General features: G+C 58.8%; 24 protein-coding genes. 3 read left to right on the top strand and 21 right to left on the bottom strand.

Going from position 1 to position 23,693, the window contains the following annotated elements:
- Positions 1-2: 2 nt before the first annotated feature.
- Genes Q7L55_03415 through Q7L55_03395 form a run of 5 tightly spaced genes read right to left on the bottom strand, consistent with a single transcriptional unit; the run spans position 3 to position 6,768 of the window.
- Positions 3-1,322, bottom strand: a complete 1,320-nt coding sequence (locus Q7L55_03415) for a site-2 protease family protein (protein ID MDO8731608.1) — start codon at positions 1,320-1,322, stop codon at positions 3-5.
- The gene (gene dxr, locus Q7L55_03410; protein MDO8731607.1) at positions 1,322-2,548 is read right to left on the bottom strand and encodes a 1-deoxy-D-xylulose-5-phosphate reductoisomerase; all 1,227 of its coding nucleotides are present in this window, start codon (positions 2,546-2,548) and stop codon (positions 1,322-1,324) included. Before dxr ends, Q7L55_03415 begins: the two co-directional genes overlap by 1 nt.
- Before the next feature lie 21 nt (positions 2,549-2,569).
- Positions 2,570-4,024, bottom strand: a complete 1,455-nt coding sequence (locus tag Q7L55_03405) for an aldehyde dehydrogenase family protein (protein MDO8731606.1) — start codon at positions 4,022-4,024, stop codon at positions 2,570-2,572.
- Between the two features lie 51 nt (positions 4,025-4,075).
- Entirely contained in the window at positions 4,076-5,281 is a 1,206-nt protein-coding gene (locus Q7L55_03400) for a saccharopine dehydrogenase C-terminal domain-containing protein (GenBank protein ID MDO8731605.1), read from the bottom strand.
- 44 nt (positions 5,282-5,325) lie between these two features.
- Complete coding sequence (locus Q7L55_03395) at positions 5,326-6,768, bottom strand: gamma-aminobutyraldehyde dehydrogenase (protein MDO8731604.1); 1,443 nt, start codon at positions 6,766-6,768, stop codon at positions 5,326-5,328.
- 143 nt (positions 6,769-6,911) lie between these two features.
- On the opposite strand from Q7L55_03395, the gene Q7L55_03390 reads away from it, so the two are divergent.
- A complete protein-coding gene (locus Q7L55_03390; GenBank protein ID MDO8731603.1) occupies positions 6,912-7,379 on the top strand; it encodes an Lrp/AsnC family transcriptional regulator in 468 nt (155 codons plus the stop codon).
- Positions 7,376-8,773, top strand: coding sequence for an aspartate aminotransferase family protein (locus Q7L55_03385; protein ID MDO8731602.1), 1,398 nt, complete (start codon positions 7,376-7,378; stop codon positions 8,771-8,773). The genes Q7L55_03390 and Q7L55_03385 overlap by 4 nt, the downstream gene beginning before the upstream one ends.
- 34 nt (positions 8,774-8,807) lie before the next feature.
- Here Q7L55_03385 and Q7L55_03380 read toward each other — a convergent pair whose 3' ends face one another.
- From Q7L55_03380 to rpsB, 8 genes are all read right to left on the bottom strand, one after another.
- Entirely contained in the window at positions 8,808-10,688 is a 1,881-nt protein-coding gene (locus tag Q7L55_03380) for a propionyl-CoA synthetase (protein ID MDO8731601.1), read from the bottom strand.
- A gap of 9 nt (positions 10,689-10,697) precedes the next feature.
- On the bottom strand, positions 10,698-11,279 hold the full coding sequence (locus Q7L55_03375) for a potassium channel family protein (protein ID MDO8731600.1): 582 nt from the start codon (positions 11,277-11,279) through the stop codon (positions 10,698-10,700).
- 47 nt (positions 11,280-11,326) lie between these two features.
- Positions 11,327-12,439, bottom strand: a complete 1,113-nt coding sequence (gene rlmN, locus Q7L55_03370; GenBank protein MDO8731599.1) for a 23S rRNA (adenine(2503)-C(2))-methyltransferase RlmN — start codon at positions 12,437-12,439, stop codon at positions 11,327-11,329.
- Entirely contained in the window at positions 12,436-13,278 is an 843-nt protein-coding gene (locus tag Q7L55_03365; GenBank protein MDO8731598.1) for a phosphatidate cytidylyltransferase, read from the bottom strand. The genes rlmN and Q7L55_03365 overlap by 4 nt, the downstream gene beginning before the upstream one ends.
- A 2-nt stretch (positions 13,279-13,280) precedes the next feature.
- Positions 13,281-13,847 (bottom strand): ribosome recycling factor, encoded by a 567-nt coding sequence (gene frr, locus Q7L55_03360; GenBank protein MDO8731597.1) that lies wholly within the window; start codon positions 13,845-13,847, stop codon positions 13,281-13,283.
- Positions 13,848-13,900: 53 nt separating this feature from the next.
- Entirely contained in the window at positions 13,901-14,689 is a 789-nt protein-coding gene (gene pyrH / locus Q7L55_03355; GenBank protein ID MDO8731596.1) for a UMP kinase, read from the bottom strand.
- A gap of 41 nt (positions 14,690-14,730) precedes the next feature.
- Entirely contained in the window at positions 14,731-15,546 is an 816-nt protein-coding gene (gene tsf, locus Q7L55_03350) for a translation elongation factor Ts (GenBank protein ID MDO8731595.1), read from the bottom strand.
- 93 nt (positions 15,547-15,639) lie between these two features.
- Positions 15,640-16,482, bottom strand: coding sequence for a 30S ribosomal protein S2 (gene rpsB, locus Q7L55_03345; GenBank protein ID MDO8731594.1), 843 nt, complete (start codon positions 16,480-16,482; stop codon positions 15,640-15,642).
- 286 nt (positions 16,483-16,768) lie between these two features.
- Between rpsB and Q7L55_03340 the strand changes: the two genes are divergently transcribed.
- On the top strand, positions 16,769-17,215 hold the full coding sequence (locus Q7L55_03340) for a M23 family metallopeptidase (GenBank protein MDO8731593.1): 447 nt from the start codon (positions 16,769-16,771) through the stop codon (positions 17,213-17,215).
- Here the strand turns inward: Q7L55_03340 and Q7L55_03335 are convergent.
- From Q7L55_03335 to rplS, 8 genes are all read right to left on the bottom strand, one after another.
- Entirely contained in the window at positions 17,212-18,147 is a 936-nt protein-coding gene (locus Q7L55_03335) for a tyrosine recombinase XerC (GenBank protein ID MDO8731592.1), read from the bottom strand. The genes Q7L55_03340 and Q7L55_03335 overlap by 4 nt on opposite strands.
- 37 nt (positions 18,148-18,184) lie before the next feature.
- Positions 18,185-19,282: a DNA-processing protein DprA gene (gene dprA, locus Q7L55_03330; GenBank protein MDO8731591.1), complete on the bottom strand. Its 1,098-nt coding sequence runs from the start codon at positions 19,280-19,282 to the stop codon at positions 18,185-18,187.
- Positions 19,279-20,799, bottom strand: a complete 1,521-nt coding sequence (locus tag Q7L55_03325; GenBank protein ID MDO8731590.1) for a YifB family Mg chelatase-like AAA ATPase — start codon at positions 20,797-20,799, stop codon at positions 19,279-19,281. The genes dprA and Q7L55_03325 overlap by 4 nt, the downstream gene beginning before the upstream one ends.
- Positions 20,796-21,155: a YraN family protein gene (locus Q7L55_03320; GenBank protein MDO8731589.1), complete on the bottom strand. Its 360-nt coding sequence runs from the start codon at positions 21,153-21,155 to the stop codon at positions 20,796-20,798. Before Q7L55_03320 ends, Q7L55_03325 begins: the two co-directional genes overlap by 4 nt.
- Before the next feature lie 100 nt (positions 21,156-21,255).
- Positions 21,256-21,927: a ribonuclease HII gene (locus Q7L55_03315; GenBank protein ID MDO8731588.1), complete on the bottom strand. Its 672-nt coding sequence runs from the start codon at positions 21,925-21,927 to the stop codon at positions 21,256-21,258.
- Positions 21,921-22,652 carry a signal peptidase I gene (lepB, locus tag Q7L55_03310; protein ID MDO8731587.1) on the bottom strand — a complete coding sequence of 244 codons (732 nt, stop codon included), beginning with the start codon at positions 22,650-22,652 and terminating at the stop codon, positions 21,921-21,923. Before lepB (Q7L55_03310) ends, Q7L55_03315 begins: the two co-directional genes overlap by 7 nt.
- Positions 22,649-23,305: a signal peptidase I gene (gene lepB / locus Q7L55_03305; GenBank protein MDO8731586.1), complete on the bottom strand. Its 657-nt coding sequence runs from the start codon at positions 23,303-23,305 to the stop codon at positions 22,649-22,651. The genes lepB (Q7L55_03310) and lepB (Q7L55_03305) overlap by 4 nt, the downstream gene beginning before the upstream one ends.
- Positions 23,306-23,316: 11 nt before the next feature.
- Positions 23,317-23,685 (bottom strand): 50S ribosomal protein L19, encoded by a 369-nt coding sequence (rplS, locus tag Q7L55_03300; protein ID MDO8731585.1) that lies wholly within the window; start codon positions 23,683-23,685, stop codon positions 23,317-23,319.
- Positions 23,686-23,693: the final 8 nt, after the last annotated feature.

The following is a 23,693-nucleotide window of genomic DNA, read 5'->3' as shown; positions in this document are numbered from 1 at the left end:
CATCAACCCAGAGAGATCGGCTTGATCAAGTCAGCCCAGATCACCACTGCGCCCATGCCCACCAAAGCGATAGCCACGATGTAGGCCACAGGCAGTAGGCGTGCGACATCGACCGGACCCGGATCTGGCCGTCCACGAAACTTCGCGATTGAGCGACGGATCGCCTCGTAGATGGCACCGGCGATGTGACCACCGTCAAGGGGCGGAATTGGCAGCAGATTGAAGAGGAACAGGAAGAGGTTCAAGGATGCAGCCAGGAGCAGGAAAGTGGCGATCTTGCCCGATATCGGCTCATCCATCGCCGCAATATCGCCTCCGATACGGCTTACTCCAACCACACTGACCGGGCCATCAGCTGCTCGCTCCTGACCACCGATGAGCGTCTGCGTCACCAACTCGTACAGCCGAACCGGCAAGCTGATGAGGGCGCCAACTGAGGCCGTTGTCAGATTCCACATGAATGACGGGACTTCGGTCCAACTCTCCCGGACATAATCGATACCTGGGCTTACGCCAACAAATCCGCCGGCAACGGTCGCCCCGGTGGCCACACCTTTGTCATCAAATTCGGGTCGATCAATGAGTACAACTTCCACTGGCGTCTGGATCTCCTTGCCGTTGCGAACCAGGTCAAGAGTCACCGTCGTTCCGCCGGAAGCGCGAAGCGTGGTACTCACTGAATCCCAATCCTGCGCGGTCTTGCCGTCCACTCCCTGGATCACATCACCTGGCTTGAGATCGGCCGCTGTGGCTGGAGTTGGGTTGGTGCCTGAAGGACAGTTGCCAGAGGGCAATGCCTCCCCAGTCGGGTGTTCCAGGCTCGGCGTGCACGGCACAACAGAGTTCACGGTGAGCGATGGCTGCGGCAGACCAATGCCAACGAGCACGATCGAAAAGAGCACGGTCGCCAAGAGGAGGTTCATGATTGGCCCGCCAAGCATGACCATCACTCGCTTTCGCACAGGTAATCGGTAGAACACGCGATCGTGGTCGTCTGGACCAACCTCTTCCAATGACTGCTGGCGGGCATCGGCGATCATCGTCGCGAAGCGACCCCTGCTCACCGACGTCGACAGTTCTTCAGCCTCGACCACCGGCGGCAGCATGCCGATCATTCGTACATAGCCACCCAGAGGAATGACCTTGAAGCCATAGCGCGTCTCACCCTTGACCCGGGTCCAAATGGCCGGGCCGAAACCAATCATGAATTCAGTGACCTTGACGCCGAATTTCTTGGCGGGCAGAAAGTGTCCGAATTCATGCAAGCCAATGGACAAGGCGATGAGCAGAACAAAAATCAAGATGCCGATGAGCTGCAGCATTAGCGCACTCCTTCCGCGAACACCGAAGCCACTTCCAGGGCTCGCCTACGAGCCCAGGCATCCGCCAGTTCGACGTCGTGCAAGGTCAGGGAGTTCCCCGTGACGAGCGCGGATCCCTCACGCCCATCGCCACCATCGAGGTGTTCGGCAAGGACTTCGCTGACCGTTCGCACGATCTGAGGAAATGCTAGGGCTCGATCCAAGAATGCAGCGACGCATGCTTCGTCCGCGGCATTGAAAACTGCGGGAGCTGTGCCCCCGGCTGCGCCGGCAGTGCGAGCAAGATCGATCGCAGGAAAGGCAAGCGGATCGACCGGGAAGAATTCCCAAGTGGCAGCTTGAGTCCAATCGCATCCAGGAATTGCGCCTGGCACTCGATCAGGCCACGACATACCAAGAGCGATGGGCAGCCGCATGTCCGGCGGACTGGCCTGCGCCAGAGTCGATCCGTCCACGAACTCAACCATCGAATGCACAATTGATTGCGGGTGAATCACTACGTCGATTTGATCGAAGGGCACGTCAAACAGCAGATGTGCCTCAATGACTTCAAGTCCCTTGTTCATCAGGGTGGCGGAGTTAATCGTGACAAGTGGCCCCATCGTCCAGGTCGGATGCTTCAGTGCTTGTTCAGGAGTAACCGATTCCAGGGCTTGGGGCGACCAGCCGCGAAAGGGTCCGCCCGATGCAGTCAGCAATAGCCGACTCACCTCTGGCCGGGTGCCGCCCAGCAACGCTTGTGCCAGTGCTGAGTGCTCAGAATCAACCGGCACGATCTGACCAGGCTTGGACACGGCACGAACAAGATCGCCACCGATGATCAACGATTCTTTGTTTGCAAGCGCAAGGGTGCGGCCAGCTTTCAGCGCTTCAAGGGTGGGCACCAGACCAGCTGCGCCTGCGAGTCCATTGAGGACGACATCGCAGGGCCATGAGCCCAGTTCCGCCTGTGCTGAGGCTCCACACAGCACCGAGATCGATCGTTGAGCCAGTCCGACGCGAGTCAAAGCCTGCGAGAAAGCGGCTCGAAAGTCGTCTGCACCTGCGGCCTGAGTCAGTGCCACAACCTCAACGTCGAACAGCGCCGCCTGCTCAGCAATGACTTCCAGATTTCGCCCGCTGGCTCCCAATCCGAGGATCCGGAAGAGCTCTGGATTTCGCATCGCCACATCCAGAGCCTGGGTTCCGATCGAACCTGTCGAGCCAAGGATGACAACCGAGCGCATGTGATCAGGGTACGACGCGGACTACAGATCCAAATCCGATAGGACAAGGACTCGCTCATATGTGAAGTCGTTCATCGCTGCCCGCAACCCCTCGCGGCCGGAGCCTGAGTCCTTCACTCCCCCGTAGGGCATCTGGTCTGAGCGGAAACTCGGAACATCGCCGATGACGACCCCGCCCACCTCAAGATCGCGATGTGCGCGAAAGGCAGCCTGAATCTGGTGAGTGAATACACCTGTCTGCAGTCCAAATCGCGAACTGTTGACACGTTCGATTGCGTCGGCCAGTCCGGTTATCGCCTGAACCGAAACCACGGGACCGAATACCTCCTGGGTCGCAATGCGGGATTGGGGATCGACATCGATCAGCAAGGTTGGTTGGACAGAAGTGCCAGATCGTCCGCCACCGACCAGCACGCGAGCTCCTGAAGCCACCGCCTCGATGATCCACTGTTCCACTCTCTCAGCCGCACTTTCGCTGATCAAAGGGCCGACGACTGTTGACTCTTCCCAAGGCGAACCCGTGGCCAGTGCTGCGACCTTGGACTGGAGCAGAGGAAGGAATCGAGCGAGCAAGGTGGAATCGATCATCACTTGCTGCACTGCCACGCATGACTGCCCTGCTTGGTAATAGCCGAAGGTGGCGATGCGAGTGGCCGCCCATTCAAGATCGGCGTCAGTCGCATAATCGGCGAGCACGATTGCGGCAGCATTGCCGCCGAGTTCCAGGATCACGTGCTTGCGTGGAGCTGATTCCTGAATAGCGAAACCTACGACGTCGGAACCTGTGAAGGAGATGACCGGCAAGCGCGGATCCTGCACGAGCACGGGTGCTACCTCGTTGCCGACTGGCAATACCGACCACATGCCTGGCGGAAGGTCGGTTTCAGCGAGCAACTCACCCAGCAACAGTGCGCCCAATGGGGTCGCTGGAGCTGGCTTTAAAACGATAGGCGCACCCACAGCGAGCGCCGGCGCAAGTTTGTGTGCGACCAGATTGATTGGGAAATTGAATGGTGAAATTCCCAGCACCGGGCCATAGGGAAATCTTCGAATGATTGCGGCTCTGCCTTTTGTCACGACTTCGGTATCGAGTCTTTGAAGCTCGCCACCAAATCTACGAGCCTCCTCAGCAGCCCAGCGGAAAGTCGAAACTGCGCGTTGTGCTTCTGCGCGGGCCCACATGATCGGCTTGCCGTTCTCAGCGGTGATGAGCCAGGCGGCTTCGTCCAGACGCGCTTCCAACCGCTGGCTCACGTGCAGCAGCGCAGCCGCGCGTTGCGCAGCCGTCGTTGCTCTTGCCGCATCCTTCACCGCTGCCGCGGCAGTGACTGCCTGCTCAACCTCCTGCAGCGAGGGCGCGATATACGTGCCAACAACCGAGCCATCGCCGGGGTGACGCACCTCGACGACATTGCCGATATCGACTGCACTGCCAGCGACCCAGGCGGGCCACAATCGCGCGGGATAGCTTCTCATGGCCTAAAGGTAGAGCTGGTCGGATTCAAAGATGCGATGGAAGGCATCGGTTCAGTCACGCAGACCGAATGCCTGGCCGTATCCCGTGCTCATCAGATCAAGGAAGGGCACTGAGTCAAATGCTTCGGGGCCCAGCACGCCAGTGCCTTCCCAAGCCCTGGTAGCCAAGAGCTCGAGAGCGATCACGGGATTCATTGCCGTTTGCCAGACGACGGCCTGCACGCCGTATTCCTTCATGGTCCACTCGTTGTCGGCTACGTGATAGAGATAGACCTCTTTCGGCAGACCGTCCTTGCCAAGACCTTTCACCCAAGTGCCGGCACAAGTCTTTCCGTGCATCAATGAACCGATGCTGGCCGGATCTGGGAGCGCCGCGGCAAGCAGATCGCGGGGGCTGACCATCGCGCCCTTGACGTTGATCGGCTCGGTGCGATCCAGACCTAGTTGATGCAAAGTCTTGAGCACATCAATGAACTCTCGTCCGAGCCCATACTTGAACGTGACCCTCTTGCAGTCAATCCATCGCGGGACGAGGACGACCTCCTCATGTTCGACGTTCACGCATTCAACTGGCCCGATGCCTTCGGGAAATTCAAAGATCTCGGCTTCGCTGAATGGCTCAGTCGTAAACCATCCGCGATCCTTCTCCCATATCAAAGGCGGGTTGAGGCACTCCTCGATGGTTGTCCAGATGGAAAAGCTGGGCGCAAAGTCGTAGCCGTCCACGCTCAGATTGGCACCATCGCGGATGCCGATCTCCTCGATCTCGCTGAAGAGGTGATCGGCGGCATAGCGGGCGAATACATCCGCCAATCCCGGCTCTACGCCCATGCCACACAGCGCCAATTGGCCACGCCCATGCCACTGCTCGGACTGCTCAAACTGTGCATCGCCCAGTTTGATGCCAGGCTCCTCAAAAGGGCGCTCTGGGTGTGGCCGCGAAAGACTCATGGCAGTGTCGAGATAGTTCACTCCCATCAGCGCGCACGCGTTAAAGATCGGCAGCACAAATCGCGGATCCACAACGTTCAGGACATGGGTGATGCCGTGCTTGCCGATGATTTCCGCAATGACTTTGGCATTGGAGGCATCAACCTGCTCGCCACTGAATCGAGCATCAGCTACACGCCCGACCAGCGAAGTCACCCGAGCGAAGTCATAGTCCGCGATCAGCCAAGATTCGAAATAATCACGCCGCTTTGCGATCAATGCAGCAGCCGTGCCAACACCTCCGGCGCCAATCGCAAGAACGCGCATCAATACTCCTCGTCAGTCGATCAGTGCGAAGTAAGACCATCCCACTAACTGTCGAGGCTGGCCATCACGTGTTTGATTCGCGTGTAATCCTCAAAGCCGTACATCGAAAGATCCTTGCCGTAGCCCGAGTGCTTGAAACCACCGTGTGGCATTTCAGCGATCAACGGAATGTGCGTGTTGATCCATACGGTGCCAAAGTCGAGATACTTGGACATCCGCAGCGATCGCCCGAGATTTGAAGTCCACACGCTTGCTGCAAGTCCGAACTCAACGTCATTCGCCATTTGCAGAGCCTCAGCTTCGTCAGCGAAACTTTGCGCAGTGATGACAGGGCCGAAGATCTCCTGCTGGATCATTTCGTCTTGTTGTTCCAGATTCGCAATGATCGTGGGCTCGATGAAGAAGCCGCGATCTCCCTGTCGCGAGCCTCCGACAAGGATCTCCGCGTGCCGTGGCTTTCTGTCGATGAACCCCAGGACTCGCTCGCATTGAGCAGCGTTGTTCACCGGCGGGATGAAGCCTTCGCCGCTGGGACCATCGGCATAGGTGGTGTGCATGGCAAGTGCCTGATCGGTGAGCGCCGACATGAACTCGTCGTAGATGCTGTCCGCCACAAGCAACCGCGTAGCGGCGGTGCAGTCTTGCCCGGCGTTGAAATAGCCAGCGACGGCGATCCACTCGGCAGCCGCCTGAATATCGGCGTCTTCGAAAACCACAACTGGGGCTTTGCCGCCGAGCTCAAGATGACTTCGCTTGAGATCGCGAGCGGCTGATTCGGCGACATTCATCCCTGCTCGCACAGAGCCTGTGATTGAAACCATGCTCGGAATCTTGTGTTCGACAAGGGCGCGACCGGTCTCTCGATCACCGCAGACAACATTGAACACACCGGCAGGCAAGGCCCCAGTTTCAGCAATGAGCTCAGCCATCCGAATAGTGGTGACCGGAGTCGTATCGCTCGGCTTGAGCACGACGGTGTTCCCGGCCGCGATCGCCGGGGCGAATTTCCAGACTGCCATCATCATCGGGTAGTTCCACGGCGTGACCTGACCGATGACTCCGACAGGTTCGCGTCGAATGATTGACGTGAAGCCCGCCATGTACTCGCCAGCGGAGCGACCCTCAAGCATCCGCGCCGCGCCGGCGAAGAATCGGAGCTGGTCGATCATCGGTGGCAGCTCCTCGGTCATGGTGACCGGAATCGGCTTACCTGTGTTCTCGCTCTCCAATGCCACCAGCTCTTCACCATGCGCCTCAAGAACATCGGCGATGGCGAGCAGTGCCTTCTGCCGAACAGCCGGGGTGGCATCGCGCCAACTCGGGAAGGCGCGCTGTGCCGCCTGATAGGCCGTGTCCACTTCGCTTGCAGAGCTGTTCGGGGATGAAGCAAAGATCTCGCCAGTGGTCGGGTTGACCAAATCGGTCCGATCGCCGGTGGAGTCCAACAGTTCTCCGTTGACAACATTGCGAAGCATGCGCTGAGTCATCTCGCCTCCATTCCTTCATGCATCATAATTCCGAATGCGTAATGGGCAGTATCTGACGCATTCGATTGCGTATTTCGTGGTGAATCGTTGAAACACCTGCGGATTCACTTGTCAATCCACGCAAATCCCCACACCATTGGGTTATGGCCCGCAAAGCGCGAACTGTGGTGGTCGATGAGGCATCCCGCTCGATCATCGAGCAGCTGCAAGAAGACGGTCGACGGCCTTATGCCTCGATAGGCAAAGCCGTCGGTCTTTCTGAGGCGGCCGTGCGCCAGCGAGTGCAGAGACTGACCGAAGCAGGCGTCATGCAAATTGTCGCGGTTGCCGACCCCGCAGCCCTGGGCTTCTCGCGCTCAGCGATGGTCGGCATCAAGGTGCTCGGCGACATCGAGGCAGTTGCCGACGAGTTGGACGCAATGCCCGAAATCGACTACCTCGTGATTTGCGCGGGCTCCTACGACCTCCTGGCAGAACTGGTCGTCAATGACGATGAGGAACTGCTCGACCTCATCAATGGGCGCATACGCGCGGTGATCGGCGTGCAGTCAACTGAGACTTTCGTCTATCTCAAACTTCGCAAGCAGATCTACACGTGGGGAACCCGATGACTACTCCAGCAAGCGAGTCACCGACACATGACTCTTCGTATGCAGATCGTGCACGCAGGCACTTGTGGATGCACTTCACTCGACATGCTCCATTGCTCGACGGCGAGGAACTGCCCGTCATCGTCAAGGGTGACGGCTGCTACATCTGGGACGATAAAGGTCGTCGTTACCTTGATGGCATCTCCAGTTTGTTCAATGTGCAGGTCGGCCACGGAAGAGCCGAACTGGCCCAAGCTGCTGCACGACAAGCATCGGAGTTGGCTTTCTTTCCGATCTGGGGCCTTGCGCATCCGCGGGCAATAGAGCTGGCCGAAAGACTCGCGCACCTAGCACCTGGAGATCTCAATCGAATCTTCTTCACAGCCAGCGGTGGCGAGGCAGTCGAATCGGCCTGGAAGTTGGCAAAGCAGTACTACAAATTGACGGGAAAGCCAGGCAAGCACAAGGTGATCAGCCGTGCAGTGGCCTATCACGGCACGCCACACGGAGCCCTTTCGCTCACCGGCATTCCCGCTGCCAAGGTGCCATTTGAGCCATTGGTACCGAGCGCTATCCGGGTGCCGAATACCAATTTCTATCGAGCACCTTTGCATCTGCGCGAGGATCTCTTCGCATTTGGCCAGTGGGCGGCGAATCGCATTGCCGAAGCCATCGAATTCGAAGGCGCCGACACCGTTGCCGCAGTGATTCTGGAGCCGGTGCAGAACTCGGGTGGGTGTTTCACCCCTCCCCCGGGTTATCTGGAACGGGTGCGGGAAATTTGCAACCAATACGACGTGCTGCTGATCGCCGACGAGACCATCACATCATTTGGTCGCATCGGTTCCACCTTTGCCATGGCGCGCTTCGGCGTCACTCCCGACATCATCACTTGCGCCAAGGGCCTGACATCTGGTTACGCGCCGCTTGGTGCGATGATCGCCAGCGAGCGACTATTCGAACCCTTTAGCCATGGCACGAATACCTTCCTGCACGGCTTCACCTGGGGTGGGCATCCTGTTTCTGCAGCCGTAGCCCTGGCCAATCTCGACATTTTCGAGCGCGAAGGCTTAAACCAACGAGTGCTCGACAACGAAGCTCTCTTCGCAAGGAAGCTCAACGAACTGCGCGATCTGCCGATCGTGGGAGACGTTCGCGGGACCGGCTATTTCTACGGAATCGAACTCGTCAAAGACAAGGCGACTCGCGAAACCTTCACTGACGATGAGTCCGAACGACTCTTGCGCGGCTATGTGTCCAAGGCAATGTTCAGCAATGGTCTGTACTGCCGCTCCGATGATCGTGGAGATCCTGTAGTCCAGGTGGCTCCGCCACTGATTGCGGGAGAGGAGCAATTCGACGAGATGACGCAGATCCTTCGCGAGGTGCTGACCCAGGCGTGGAACATCATCTGATCAATTCGTGGTGTTGCAGCCACGAGAGTCCCAGTTATTGCGTCCCGGCCAGGAGCGGAGTAATCGCCTCCAGCACTCGGATGTCCTCAATAGTGCCGGGGACAACTTCAGGGCGTCCATCGGCAATACCCCGCATCGTGCGGCGCAAGATCTTGCCTGAGCGGGTCTTGGGCAGCGCAGGAACAATGACGACTTCCTTCAACGACGCGACTGCGCCAATCTCTGACCGGATTGACGCGACGATCTGCGCTTGCAGAGCGGCCGGCTCAATCTCAGCGCCAGATTTCAGCACAACGAAGGCGCGAGGGATCTGGCCCTTGAGCTGATCGTGCACACCAATTACTGCGCATTCGGCGACCAGCGGATGCGATGCAACCACTGCCTCCATCGAACCGGTGGAAAGACGATGCCCCGCCACATTGATCACATCGTCAGTGCGTCCCATGACGTAGATGTAGCCATCAGAATCAACGAGACCGCCATCACCGGTGGTGTAGTAGCCGGGGAAGCTCGTGAGGTAGGAGTCGATGTACCACTGGTCATTGCCCCACAGCGTTGGCAAGGTGCCCGGCGGCATTGGGAGTCTAATGACGATTGAACCTTCGGCTCCGGAATGCACGCGCCGGCCTTCGGCATCGACAACCTGAACATCGAATCCGGGAACGGCAACAGATGGCGAACCGGGCTTGACGGTCATCGGCTCCAAACCGCGAAGGTTGGCGGCAATAGGCCATCCAGTTTCGGTCTGCCACCAGTTGTCGATCACTGGAACTCCGAGATGTTCATGGGCCCAGTAATAGGTGTCAGGGTCCAGGCGCTCCCCCGCCTGAAACAGGGTGCGCAGAGAACTGATGTCGTAATTGGCGAGCAGCAGAGCGTCAGGATCTTCTTTCTTGACTGCGCGAATTGCCGTGGGCGCTGTGAACAGGCCGTTGACCTGGTACTCCTCGATGACTCTCCAGAAGGCGCCAGCATCAGGAGTGCCCACTGGCTTTCCTTCAAACATGACTGTGGTCGCTCCAACCATCAGCGGGGCGTAGACGATGTATGAGTGGCCGACCACCCAGCCCACGTCCGAAGCTGCCCACCACACGTCGTCGGGGCCAATGTCGTAGATATTCGGCAAGGACCAGGTCATCGCAACCGCGTGCCCGCCGTTGTCGCGTACAACGCCCTTCGGCTTACCGGTAGTACCGGAGGTATAGAGGATGTACAGCGGGTCAGTTGCCGCCACTGGCACACAAGGATGTGGCTGAGCCGACTTCATGAGTTCCAGCCAGTCGTGGTCTGTCGGGCCAAGCTCGGCTGGTGATTGCTCGCGCTGAAAGATGACTGTTGCCTTGGGCGGTGACTTGCTCAGGGCGATCGCCTCATCGAGCATCGGCTTGTATTGGATGACTCGACTTGGCTCGATCCCGCATGAAGCCGAGACGATTACTCGCGGGGCCGCATCATCTATGCGTGCCGCGAGTTCTGCTGGGGCGAAGCCGCCAAATACGACAGAGTGAACTGCACCCAGCCGAGCACACGCCAACATCGCCGTGACTGCCTCGGGGATCATCGGCATGTAGATCACGACTCGATCTCCGTGCACAACACCGAGTTCAGCAAGCACCCCTGCGAAGTGACTCACCTCATGCAGCAATTCGGCATAAGAGATCTTCCGTTTTGCTTCGGCTAGGGGGCTGTCGTAGATCAGCGCCGTGTGATCCCCACGGCCCGATTCGACGTGGCGATCGACCGCGTTGTAACAACTGTTCAGCACTCCATCTGGAAACCAGCGATACAAGGGAGCAGAACTGGCATCCAAGGCCGAACTTGGGAACTGCTCCCAGCTGACGCCCTGTGCAGCCTCAAGCCAAAAGGCCTCAGTGTCGCTCGAACTGCGTTCATATGCCGAGCTGTAAGCACCCATGTTTGGACTCTAGAGGTCCGCGACGATCGACTTGGGCTTGCCTTCAGAAACACTTCGGCGATAAGCGGCCGAGTTCTGAGCAGCACTGGTAACAGCCCGAATAACTACGGCGATGAACACGATGTCGATCGCCATCTGCACCATGCAGACCATGCGGGCATCACTTTGGACGGGGGTGATGTCACCGAAGCCAACAGTGGCAAGAACGGTCAGTGCGAAATACAAGGAATTGAAGTGATCAAGGGGCTCACTGAATGAGCTGGGATCGGATGCCGACATCATCACATAGACCGCAGCAAAGAAAGCCAAGAACATCGCCGCAACCAGAATGAGCGCTTCGAAGCCGCTCACCGCTGGATACTTGGAGTTCTCCACTCGTCGCAGTTGGCGAATGAAGAAATAGATATACACAGCAACACCGAAGATCACGATGGCAATTGGACGCCACAGGGTGTAATCAGCTGTCTCCGGAACGAGGGAAAGCGCCCACATGATGGCGATGAATCCGGCGACCGTGCGCAGCATTGATGCCCCGATGACCCGGAAGAGGTCCCAGTTCAATTTCGGGCGATGAGCTTGGGGTTCAGACATGTCCCTGAGTTTGGCAGAGCGATTGCCTAAGAACCTGGAAGCCGGACTCAATCCGTGGTTGCAGCCAACTGACCGCAAGCCCCGTCGATCTCGCGCCCGCGGGTGTCGCGGACAGTGACCTGCACTCCGCGGTTGCGCAGGATGCGAACAAAAGCCGCTTCGTCGCGCGGCAGCGAGGCAGTCCATTTCGATCCTGGTGTGGGATTCAACGGGATGAGATTGACATGCACGAGCTCGCCTTCGAGCAGTCGAGCAAGCTTCTCCGCGCGGAAGGCCTGATCGTTGACACCTTTGATCATGGCGTATTCGATGCTGACTCGCCTGTGCGTCTTGTCGGCATATTCCCAGGCCGCATCGAGTACTTCTTGCACGGGGTAGCGCGTGTTGATCGGCACGAGGGTGTCGCGCAGTTCATCGTCGGGGGCGTGCAGCGAGACGGCCAGAGTGACAGGCAGACCTTCATCTGCGAGTTGGCGCATGCGCGGCACAAGGCCGACAGTCGAAAGGGTGATGCCGCGAGCGCCAATACCCATGCCACCAGGCGAGGGATCATTGATGCGATGGATTGCGCCGATCACCGAGTTGTAGTTCGCCATCGGCTCGCCCATGCCCATGAACACAATGTTCGAGACTCGGCCGGGACCGCCGGCAATCTCCTCGCGTTCCAGCGAGCGGGCTCCGGCAAGCACCTGCTCGACGATTTCGGCAGTGGACATATTGCGTTGTAGTCCGCCTTGGCCTGTAGCACAGAAGGGACAGTTCATTCCGCAGCCTGCTTGGCTGGAAATGCACATCGTCACTCGCCCGGGGTAGCGCATTAACACGCTCTCGACCAGAGCCCCATCATGCAAACGCCACACCGTCTTGACGGTCTGACCTTCATCGCAGGCGATCACTCGCACGGGAGTCAGCACGGTTGGCAGTAGTGAATCTTTGATCGCAGTGCGCGCCGCGGCAGGAACGTCAGACCAGGAGTCGGGGTCATCGGAAAGCCGGGTGAGCCACTGACGCGAGACTTGATCAGCACGAAATGCCGGCAAACCGAGTTCAGTTACAGCAGCTCGACGTTCGGCTGCGTCAAGATCGAGCAGATGCTTTGGCGGTCGACCGCGTCTAGGGGCTTCAAGCACCAGCTCTCCGGGCAGCTGCGCCGAACTCATGCTGAGCCAAGAAACATGGTGAACAGAGCCCAGCTGGTGAAGGCATTAGGAATCAATGAATCCAAGCGATCCATCACTCCTCCATGTCCTGGTAGCAATTTGCCCATGTCCTTGATTCCCAAATCGCGCTTGACCGCTGATTCTGCAAAGTCTCCAGCAGTTGCAGTGAAGCACAAGATGATGCCCGCTACTGCACCCTGCCAAGCCGGTGCATCCAGCAAGATCACAAAGGAACCGATGCCCACTGCAGTCTGCAACGCGATCGAACCGACCAAGCCCTCCCAGGACTTCTTCGGGCTGATCGACGGGGCGATCGGATGCTTGCCGAAGAGCACGCCCGCCGCATAGCCACCGATGTCATTGGCAGCCGTGAGGAATACAAACACCAAGACGCGCGTTGGACCATTGTCGGTCGCCAGGGTGAGCATGAGGAAACTGGCCATGAATGGCAGGTAGGCCGTCACGAACAGACTCGAAGTGACGTCCTTGACGTATCCGTCGCTGCCCCGTGGAATGCGCCAGAAGATCACGGTCAGCACAGCAACACCCATGACCACCAGTTGCCCAGTCACCCCGTACCAGAACGCCACAAGAGGCATGAATGCGGCGGCAAGCACAACAGGGATGCGGGTGAGTTGAATGCCGTACTGCTTGAATGCGTTGCTGAATTCGAGCACCGCGATCACCATCGCAATGGACACCACCACTCCGAAGGTCCACTTGTAGGTGAACAAGGTGAGTAGGCACAGCAAGAGCAGGCCCACTCCCGTCGCAATTGCGGCAGGCAGATTGCGACCAGCCCGCGAATTGCGATCAGCGGTGGACGAGCCAGGCTCCACTGCTAGACCTCGAGCAGTTCTGCTTCTTTATGCTTCAGCACTTCATCGATGTGCTCCACATGCTTGTGGGTGAAGTCATCGAGTGCTTTTTCTGCGCGACGAACCTCGTCTTCACCAGCGTCGCCATCTTTTTGCAGCTTGTCCAAACCATCCTTGGCATGCCGGCGAATATTGCGAATCGAGATGCGGGCATCTTCGGCCTTGGTCTTGGCGACCTTGATGAATTCTCGGCGACGCTCTTCGGTCAACTGTGGCAGCACAATGCGAATGACACTGCCATCAGAGGTTGGGTTGATCCCAAGATCACTGTCTCGCAATGCCTTTTCAATCCCAGGAAAGGCACCCTTGTCGTATGGGTTGATGATGATCATTCGGGCTTCTGGAGTCTGGAACGAGGCCAACTGATTCAAGGGCGTGTAGGCACCGTAGTAGTCAACAACAATCTTGTTGAACATCGCTGGAGTTGCGCGACCTGTGCGAATGGTTGCGAAATCCTCACGCGCCACAACGATCGCCTTATCCATGCGGTCCTCCGCATCAAGGAGGATCTCGTCGATCTCGTCACTCATCTTGTACTCCTCAATTGCATTTCACCCCGGCGTGCTTTCAGAACAAGGCTCGTTCAAGAACTCGACACTAAAGTACCGATGGTCTCGCCCCGCACGGCGCGCGCAATATTTCCGTCAACGAGCAGGTTGAAGACCACCAACGGAAGCGCATTGTCACGGCACAAACTGATGGCGGTTGCATCGGCCACCTTCAGGTTTCTGGCAAGTACTTCATCATGAGTCAAGGTCGTGAATCTGGTCGCGGCCGGATTCGTGCGCGGATCAGAGTCATAGACACCGTCGACACCCTTGGCCATCAACACAACCTCAGCGCCAATTTCAAGAGCGCGCTGTGCGGCAGTGGTGTCAGTGGAGAAATACGGCTGACCCAGCCCGGCTCCGAAGATCACAACCCTGCCCTTGTCGAGGTGACGCATCGCCTTGCGCGGGATATACGGCTCAGCAACCTGCCCCATGGTGATGGCCGTTTGGACTCGAGTTTCGACCCCCGCCTTCTCGCAGAAATCCTGGAGAGCAAGACAGTTCATCACGGTGCCGAGCATGCCCATGTAGTCAGCGCGAGCCCGATCCATGCCGCGCTCAGAGAGCTCAGCTCCGCGGAAGTAGTTGCCACCGCCGATCACGACTGCAACTTCGGTGCCGCTGTTGACCACATCGGCGATCTGGCGAGCAATGGACGCCACGACATCAGGATCGACTCCAAGCCCACCGCCACCGGCAAAGGCCTCGCCCGACAACTTCAGGAGCACACGTTGCCAGCCGCCTTGCGGCACAGCAGGCCAAGTGGAGATTGTGCCTTCGAGGGATTCTTGGATGGCCCCTGAACTTGATGCTTGTGCCATCTTCCCGTCCCCTCAGTTGCTCGATCAGACCTTAGTGGGAACTACTGACCAATCTCGAAGCGCACGAAGCCGGTCACGTCTGTGTTCGCCGCGGCGAGCACCTGGGCAACTGACTGCTTCTGCTCCACAACGCTGGCCTGCTCAAGCAGGACGTTGTCCTTGAAGTATGAGTTGACGCGTCCTTCAATGATCTTGGACATGGCCGCCTCGGGCTTGCCTTCTTCCTTGGCAGTTGCCTCTGCGATGCGACGCTCACTTTCGACGACATCGGCTGGCACTTCATCGCGGGTCAGGTACTGCGGACGCATTGCTGCGATCTGCATTGCGGCACCGCGAGCGGCATCCTCTTGGCCTGAGTAGGCCACCATGACGCCAACCTGAGCGGGCAGATCTGAAGATCGACGGTGGAGGTAAACAGTGACAGGGGCGGGCAGCACTGCCACCCGGCCGATCGTAATGACTTCACCGATCACTCCAGCCATTTCAGCGATCGCAGTCGCCGCGGTGCGTCCATCGGACAGAGTTGCGGCATTGACCGCGTCAGCATCAGTCAATTGACCATCAACGACGGCCTGCACGATGGCATCGGCAAGTGCTTGGAAGTCGGCATTCTTGGCGACGAAATCGGTCTCGCACAGCAGCTCAACAAGAGCATTGCCGTTTGCGGCAACCAGTCCGTTGGATGCCTCGCGCTCAGCGCCGCGCTTGGCGGCCTTGGCGGCACCGGAAATGCGCAGTATTTCTACAGCCTTGTCGAAGTCGCCATCGGCTTCCTCGAGGGCGCGCTTGCATTCCATCATTCCCGCGGCGGTGTAGTCGCGGAGCTTCTTGACTTCGACGGCGGTGATATTCGCCATGGCGATGATCCTTTACTGACGTATGAGTGATGCGTGCTTATGAATGACATGGAACCGGTGGCCGTCTGGCTTGCAGACGGCCACCGGGAAAAACTAGACGATCGGAATCTGATCGGCGACTTCTGCCTCGACAACAGGCTCCACGACAACTTCTGCTGCAACAACTGCATCTGCGCCGGCGAGAAGCTCACGCTCCCACTCAGCCAAGGGCTCGGGAGCTGCTTCGGAGATCCCTGCAGCGCGACTGGCGCGAGCCATCAGGCCCTCCGCCACTGCATCTGCGATCACCCGTGTGAGCAATGCAACTGAACGAATGGCGTCGTCATTGCCCGGGATCGGGAAGTCGACCTCATCGGGGTCGCAGTTCGTGTCGAGCACTGCGATGACAGGAATGCCAAGCTTGTGCGCTTCACCGACAGCGATGTGCTCCTTCTTTGTGTCGACGATCCACAGTGCGCTGGGAACCTTGCCCATTTCGCGAATTCCGCCAAGGACCTTCGAAAGCTTGTCCTTCTCACGACGCATCATGAGGAGTTCCTTCTTGGTGAAGCCGGAACCGGCAACATTGACCAGATCCATGTTCTCCAACTCCTTCAAGCGCGATATGCGCTTGGAGACGGTCTGGAAGTTCGTGAGCATGCCGCCGAGCCAACGCTCGTTGACGTAGGGCATGCCAACACGGGTGGCCTGCTCAGCGATCGCGTCGTGACCCTGCTTCTTGGTGCCAACGAACATGATCGTGCCGCCGTGTGCGACGGTCTCTTTCACGTACTCATAGGCACTGTCGATGAAGGCAAGCGACTGCTGCAGATCGATGATGTAGATGCCATTGCGCTCGGTGAGAATGAAGCGCTTCATCTTTGGATTCCAACGACGGGTCTGATGCCCGAAATGCACACCGCTATCGAGTAGCTGGCGCATGGTGACAACTGCCATGACGGCACTCCTTCTATGCGTCATTGCTGACGCTTCGGTTCTTGGCTCAGATCGGCTGATCTGCTCCCCTGATGACCCACCGACTCGCACCCGCCTAAGCGGGACCGAGCAAGTCGTCTCAACCGGAGGGTTGAGCGCGGGATCATGCGAATTCCCCATTTCTGAGGTGGGTGAAGTCTAGGGCAGTTCGACCACTCCTGTGTCCACAGGGCTGCTCGGGGTCAATTTGCTCCCCTGAGGCATTTGCACTCTGGCCAGCGGCTGGCTTCCCGGGCACTCTGGCCAGATGTCGCTTCTCGCAATCATGCTCGTCCTGAGTCAATGGCTGAGCCCCATCCCGGGTGCCCAGATATCGCAGGATTTCGACCCGCCTCACCAATCATGGGGTGCTGGGCATCGAGGAGTGGATTTCGTGGCGACTGTGGGCACCCAAGTCCAGTCGATCGGGCCCGGAACAGTGGTCTTCGTCGGACAGATCGCCGGAAAAGCTGTGATCAGCATCGATCACCCCACACTCGGGCTCAGATCAACCTACGAGCCGGTGACCGCCTCCGTCCACGTTGGAGACCTCGTGCAGTCCGGCGAACTCATCGGCGTCGTCGCGGCGCGGGCCGGACACTGCGCTGGTGTCTGCCTGCACCTGGGGCTCAAAGGACCCACTCTTGGGGACTATCGCAATCCGCTGGACCTCTTCGAAGGCGGATTTGCCGTACTGAAGCCCTTGGCGGGCTAGTCGCTCGCGGCTCGAGGATGCGCCTGATCGAAGGCTGATCTCAAGCGCTCGACTGACACATGCGTGTATTGCTGGGTAGTTGCCAGCGAAGCATGCCCCAACAGCTCTTGCACGGCCCGCAGATCGGCTCCGCCTTCGAGCACGTGCGTGGCCGCGGAGTGCCGCAGGCCATGCGGTGCCAGCCGAGGCAGATGGGCGTCCTGGGTGAGTCTCACGACGACGGAGCGGGCTGCACGCGGATCAAGGCGGTGGCCACGAACCCCGAGAAAGACAGCCGTGGGCGAATTTGGCACTACGAGTGCCTGACGAACATTGATCCAGGCCGCAAGGGCTCTTTCTGCGGGAATGCCGTATGGCACAACTCGCTCCTTGCGACCTTTGCCCAAGACGCGCACTGTGCGCGATTCCCAGGAGATATTCAGGAGGTCAAGGAGACACAGTTCCGAGACGCGCATGCCGGTGCCATAGAGCAACTCCACGATGGCATGGTCCCGGCTCGCCACCGGATCCTGATCGATCGCCCGGCTACCTGCGAACTCCATCAATTTCGTGGCCTCATTCGCATCAAGAATCACTGGGAGCTTGTGCGGAACTCGCGGGCTCTTCAGCCGTCGGCTCGGATCACTTGCAATCAAGCCTCGCCGTTCACACCATGCGGTGAACGCCCGCAATGACGCCGCGCGCCGCGCGATCGTGCTACGTGAATGGCCTGCCAGATGTTGTTCACCCAGCCAATCCCGCAGCAGAGCAAGATCAATCTGCTCAAGTTGCTCGCGGTGTAATGCGCTTGCAAATGTCAGGAGTCCGTTGACGTCGGAGGTGTATGCGCGGACGGTGTGTGCGCTTCGATTGCGTTCCAACACCAAATGACGTTCAAAGCCAGCAAGTGCTTCAGCGAACGCAGGCGCGATCACTTGTTCATTGCTGCTCACCGCTCAATGGTCGCAAAGAATCCTTGAATTCGAAGGCTCAGCCGCGCACAATGCGCCAGCCATCATCGGTGCACATGATGAGGCCCAGCATTTCCAGGGATCCAAGTGCGCCCAGAAGTTCATTTGTTCCAACCCCCGAGGCCAGGAGCAGATCGTGCTGATCAATTGCACGGGAACGTGGGAAGGCATCGAACACTTGCGCCTCAACGGGCCCAAGGGCATCTGTCGGGCGAGCAAGCGACTTTCGATCATCCGCATCACCAGTTGCGGAGATACCAAGGAGCTCCAGAATGTCGGTCCATCCTGATGCCAGAGTTGCAGTGCCTTCGCGAATCAGATGATGACAACCAGCAGACATCGGCGAGGTCACCGGGCCGGGCACTGCAAGAACTGGACGATTCAACTTGTAGGCAGCGTTCGCTGTGGAGGTGGTTCCCGATCGAAACGCGGCCTCGACCACAACAGTTGCACGCGTGAGCGCGGCGATGATGCGGTTGCGGGTGAGAAATCGTTGTCTGCGAGCGTCATTTCCCAAGGGCGATTCGGAGATCAACAGCCCTGTGTCGGCAATGCGGGCGAGCAATTCAGAGTGAGCCCGCGGATACGAAACATCAATGCCAGTCGCAACTACGCAGGCAGTCAGCCCACCAGCAGACAGAACTCCACGATGTGCAGCCGCATCAATGCCATACGCCCCACCTGACACCACCATCCAGCCGGCATCGCTGAGTTGCCCGCTCCAGTCGCGAGCGACGGATTCTCCGTAGGCAGTTGACGCACGTGCACCAACGATCGCTACCGACTTCAAAGCGGCAAGTCGAAGACTTGGAGCGCCCATCACCCAGAGCACAAATGGTCGGGAGGCGCCAAGGTCATCGAGTTGCGAAGGCCATTCAGGGTCACCGCGGGGAACAATCCGAGCCCCAATCGATTCGGCGTGCATGCGAATGGCATCAAGATCGACAGCGCCCAATCGGGCCCGTAGTGCGTCCTCGGCACGATTCCCAACGGCGCCCTCTCGAATACGAAGCACCACCTCTTCTGGGCCTAAATCATCAACGAGAGACCCGATGCGCTGATCGCCCGCCTCTACCACGTGCGCCAAGGTCAGCAATGCATCAGCGGCCGTCCTCAATTGCCCGGCTCCTGATTTCGCAGAGCCAGGGCTATGGAGACTTCCTCCCGGCCGGGCCGGTCGACTTCGGCGAGATCGGCCAAGGTCCACGACAGTCGCAATACCCGATCACTGCCGCGCGGATTGAGCCCTCGCCGCTCGGCCTCGATCAATAGCGCCATCGCCTGGTCCGTCGGCGAGAACTCTGATCGGAGGCGACGCCCTGATATCTGTGCATTGAGCTGCCACTGGTGGGACCGGTAGCGGTGCTTCGCGCGATCACGGGCTACCAGCACCCGCTGCGCAATCACTGCACTCGTTTCGGCATCCGCCATACGCAAATGAGCAGCTGTGGGCCGAGCGACGACGCATCGAATATCAATGCGATCCAGAAGCGGTCCAGACAGTCGTTCGGCGTATCTCCGCTTCGCCATCGGAGTACAGCGACATGACTCAGCACGATCAGTGGCCATTCCACAGGGGCAGGGGTTGGCTGCAATGACCAGTTGAAAGTTCGCGGGAGCCGTCATGCCGCGCTCCACGCGCATAAGCGACAACGAGCCTTGCTCGAGCGGCTGCCGAAGACCCTCAAGACAGGGACGCGCAAACTCAGGAGCCTCATCCAGAAACAGCACTCCACCGTGCGCGAGTGTGACTGCGCCCGGGACAAGCCTGCCCCCGCGCACAGCGCCGAGCATTGCTGCGATCGAAATTGAGTGATGTGGCGCAATGAATGGCGCCTTCGTCATGAGTCCGTGACCAGAGGGCAGTGCCCCCGCGATCGCATGTATTGCCGTGACATCCAGGGCCAGCTCGGCATTCAGCGGCGGCAGAATGCTTGGCACCCGTTGAGCGAGCATCGTTTTGCCAACCCCCGGTGGACCAAACATTGCGATGTGGTGGCCGCCCGCAGCCGCGACCTCCAAAGCCAGCCGTGCAAACTCATGACCGCGGACATCGGAGAAATCCAATGCCTCTGAACTGGGAATCTCAGCTTCGTCTGCTTCAGGAAGTGGCTCTTGCTGAGTTGATCCATTGAGCACGCCGACGAGTTGGCTGAGATTGGCGACAAGCAAGGGCTGCAATCCGGGAATAGCCATGACTGCCCTGGCATTGCCCGGACACACTGCCACGCGCACAAAGCCCGCACGCGAGGCAGCGATCGCTGCGGCAAGGGCGCCCGGAACGGGACGAACACCACCATCGAGACCAAGTTCGCCGATGAAAGTGACGTCTGGCGCAGTAGCACCGAGTTGCTGTGTTGCCTGCAAGATGCCAACCGCTATCGGGAGGTCCAAGCTGGTGCCAGTCTTTGGCAAGTCAGCTGGTGAGAGCCCAATGGTGACTCGAGAGTTTGGCCACACCAGACCAGAGTTGACGATCGCCGAACGGACTCGCCAACGAGATTCGGCCACCGACAACTGCGCTAGTCCCACCACCCCAACGCTCGGAAGCCCTTGGGAGACATCGACTTCAACCTTCACCATGAGCGCCGCTATTCCTGCTGGTGTCACTCCCCACACCTGAGCCAGCGTCATGCGCCCACGGAACGAAGATGCTCAATCTCCGGGGCTCCCCACGCCGGTTGCACAATGCAGATGACGTCTATCCGCACTTCGGGAACATGAGCCTCGTGAGCAAGGAGCCAGCGAAATGCCAGATGTCGAAGTCGACGCAATTTACGTACGGTGATGGCCTCAGCGGGCGAACCAAGTTGGTACGAACTGCGGGTCTTGACTTCGCAGATCACCAGGACGTGCCCGTCGCGCGCGACGATGTCGATCTCACCCACATCACATCGCCAATTGCGATCCAGGATTTCCAGCCCCTGCTGCTTCAGGAACTCTTCAGCAACTTCCTCGCCATACTTACCGAGCGCCTGACTGCGTCGCATGCAATACCTCCAGCAGTGATGCTGAACGTTGAGCGCCGATACGAGGGAGCGCAGCGAACACTCTGTGGAGCTCGTACCAGTTGCCAATTGCTGGGGACAACTACTGGTGAGCGACTCCCGGCAAATTCCACGAGCGCCGGTGTTGCGCACAGGCACCGAATTCGGCGAGCGCCGCGATATGCGCAGGCGATGCGTAGCCCTTGTTGTCCTGCCAGCCATACGAGGGAAATTCACGCGAGAGTCGGGTCAGTCGTTCATCACGTTCAACCTTGGCAAGCACGCTTGCTGCTGCCACGCTCGCGCACGACTGATCCGCCTTGACCTTTGTCACGACTTCTGGAACGGAGTCGAGCAAACCAGCCGCCAACTCCACAAAGGAGACCTGTTCTGGAGGAGTCAGCCAATCGTGGCTTCCGTCGAGCAGTACGACTTCAGGGATTTCGCGAAGAGCGAGCAAGGCTCGATGACCAGCGATGCGCAATGCGCCAATGATGCCGACCTCGTCGATCTCATCCGGACTGGCGTGGCCAACGCCGAAATCAACGGCCCAGGCCTTGATCCTGGGCACGAGAATATTGCGTGCATTCGGCGTGAGCTCTTTGCTGTCTCGTACTCCAGCCAAGGGTTCCCGAATGCTCCGATCAACAACGACAACACCCACACTGACTGGGCCCGCGAGGGCTCCCCGCCCCACTTCGTCCATTCCGGCGACCCTCGAATGGCCAGCTTTCACCAGACCGTGCTCGACGCGCAGAGTAGGACTGTTCACAATTCCGGTGTAGTGCTCTGATTCTGCAAAGCCGGGTCACCGAAGATGTCGGGTATTGACAGATACGTGAAGCGGTTCAATGGCCACACGACCACGAAGGCTCGCCCGACAACATCCTCCAGCGGAACGCCACCGCTGTTCACGTCGAGGTGGTAGCGCGAGTCGCGAGAGTTTCCGCGGTTGTCACCCATGACAAACACAGAGTCAGCTGGGACCTTCACATCGAACTTGACCTGATTGGTCGGCTGAATGACGTAACTCTCATTGAGCGGGACGCCATTGAGCACGATGCGCTGCAGTTTGTCACAGCACACGACATGGTCGCCCGCAATGCCGATGGCGCGCTTGACGAGATCACTGCCACTGTCGCTTGGAAGCAGGCCGATGAACATCAATCCGGTATGCAAGGCACCGCGTATCCCGTTTGCCGCCGGCCCAGGATCGCCAAGCCAACCGCCCGGATCCTTGAAGACCACCACCTCGCCACGCGACACTCCGCCAAAGTGCGTAGTGATTTTGGAGGCGATGATGCGGTCATTGGGCAACAGGGTGTTTTCCATCGACTCACTGGGCACGTAGAAAGCCTGAACGAGAAACGCACGCACAAGGGCCGAGAGCACAAGAGCGACAATGATGATGATGCCGAACTCGCGGACCCCAGCGAGGAAGCCATTTGGTGTCTTAGCCTTTGGCTGCACTGCTGCCGGCTCGATTTGTGGGTCGCTCACTGCGACACCTTTGCATAGGTGTCTGGAATCGAAACTGCACCCCAGAGCGCAGGCGGCCAGACAACAGCCATGACTCGGCCCACGACCTTGGACTCAGGCACCATTCCCCCACCCGGATCACCCAGGTGCGCGCGAGAGTCTGCACTTTGCGATCGATGATCACCCAGCACCCAAAGCTTGCCCTCCGGCACGATCACATTGAAGGCAATGGTGCTGGCCGGATCCCCTGGGTAGATATACGGCTCATTCAAAGCGTGGCTATTGACGAGAACTCGACCCTGTACATCGCAACATTGCACTCGATCCCCAGGCAGACCGATGACTCTCTTCACAAAGTCATTGCCGTCTGGCGCAATGACTCCGAAGGATTGACCAAGAGAAGTCAGCAGACCCGTGATCGGATCACGACGGGTCACGCTGTCTGCTGCTACGAAGGAGTCAGTGCCATCAAAGACGATGACATCACCGCGCTCAATTGCACGCAGGTGATACACAAAGCGATTGACGAGCACTCGATCGCCGACCCGCAGAGTGTTTTCCATTGAACCCGAGGGAATGGAGAACGGCTTGGCAATGAAGGTCGTGAACAGCACGACCAGGAGCACAGCCCCCAGCAGGGTCAGTGGAAGATCCCACCGAGAAGTCTTGCCCACAGAGCGGGCGACTAGCCCTCTGTCTTGGTCGGTACCGCGTCGCGCTTCTCGCGGATCTTGGCCTTCTTGCCACGCAGATCGCGGAGGTAGTACAACTTGGCCCGGCGGACATCTCCACGCATGACCAACTCGATCTTTTCAATGATCGGTGTGTGCAACGGGAAGGTACGCTCGACGCCAACGCCGTAAGAAACCTTGCGGACCTGGAAAGTCTCACCAACGCCGGAACCGGAAATTCCGATGACCACACCCTGGAAGACCTGAACACGAGTCTTATTGCCTTCCACAACCTTCACGTGCACCTTGACGGTGTCACCGGCGCGGAAATCTGGCAGATCGGTCCGCAACGAGGCGGCGTCAACAGCATCAAGGGTCTTCATGATCATCA

Source organism: Actinomycetota bacterium (genome assembly GCA_030650795.1).
Lineage (GTDB): Bacteria > Actinomycetota > Actinomycetes > S36-B12 > S36-B12 > UBA11398.
Note: the sequence above shows the minus strand (reverse complement) of the source record. Positions and strands in the feature narration are given on the sequence as shown.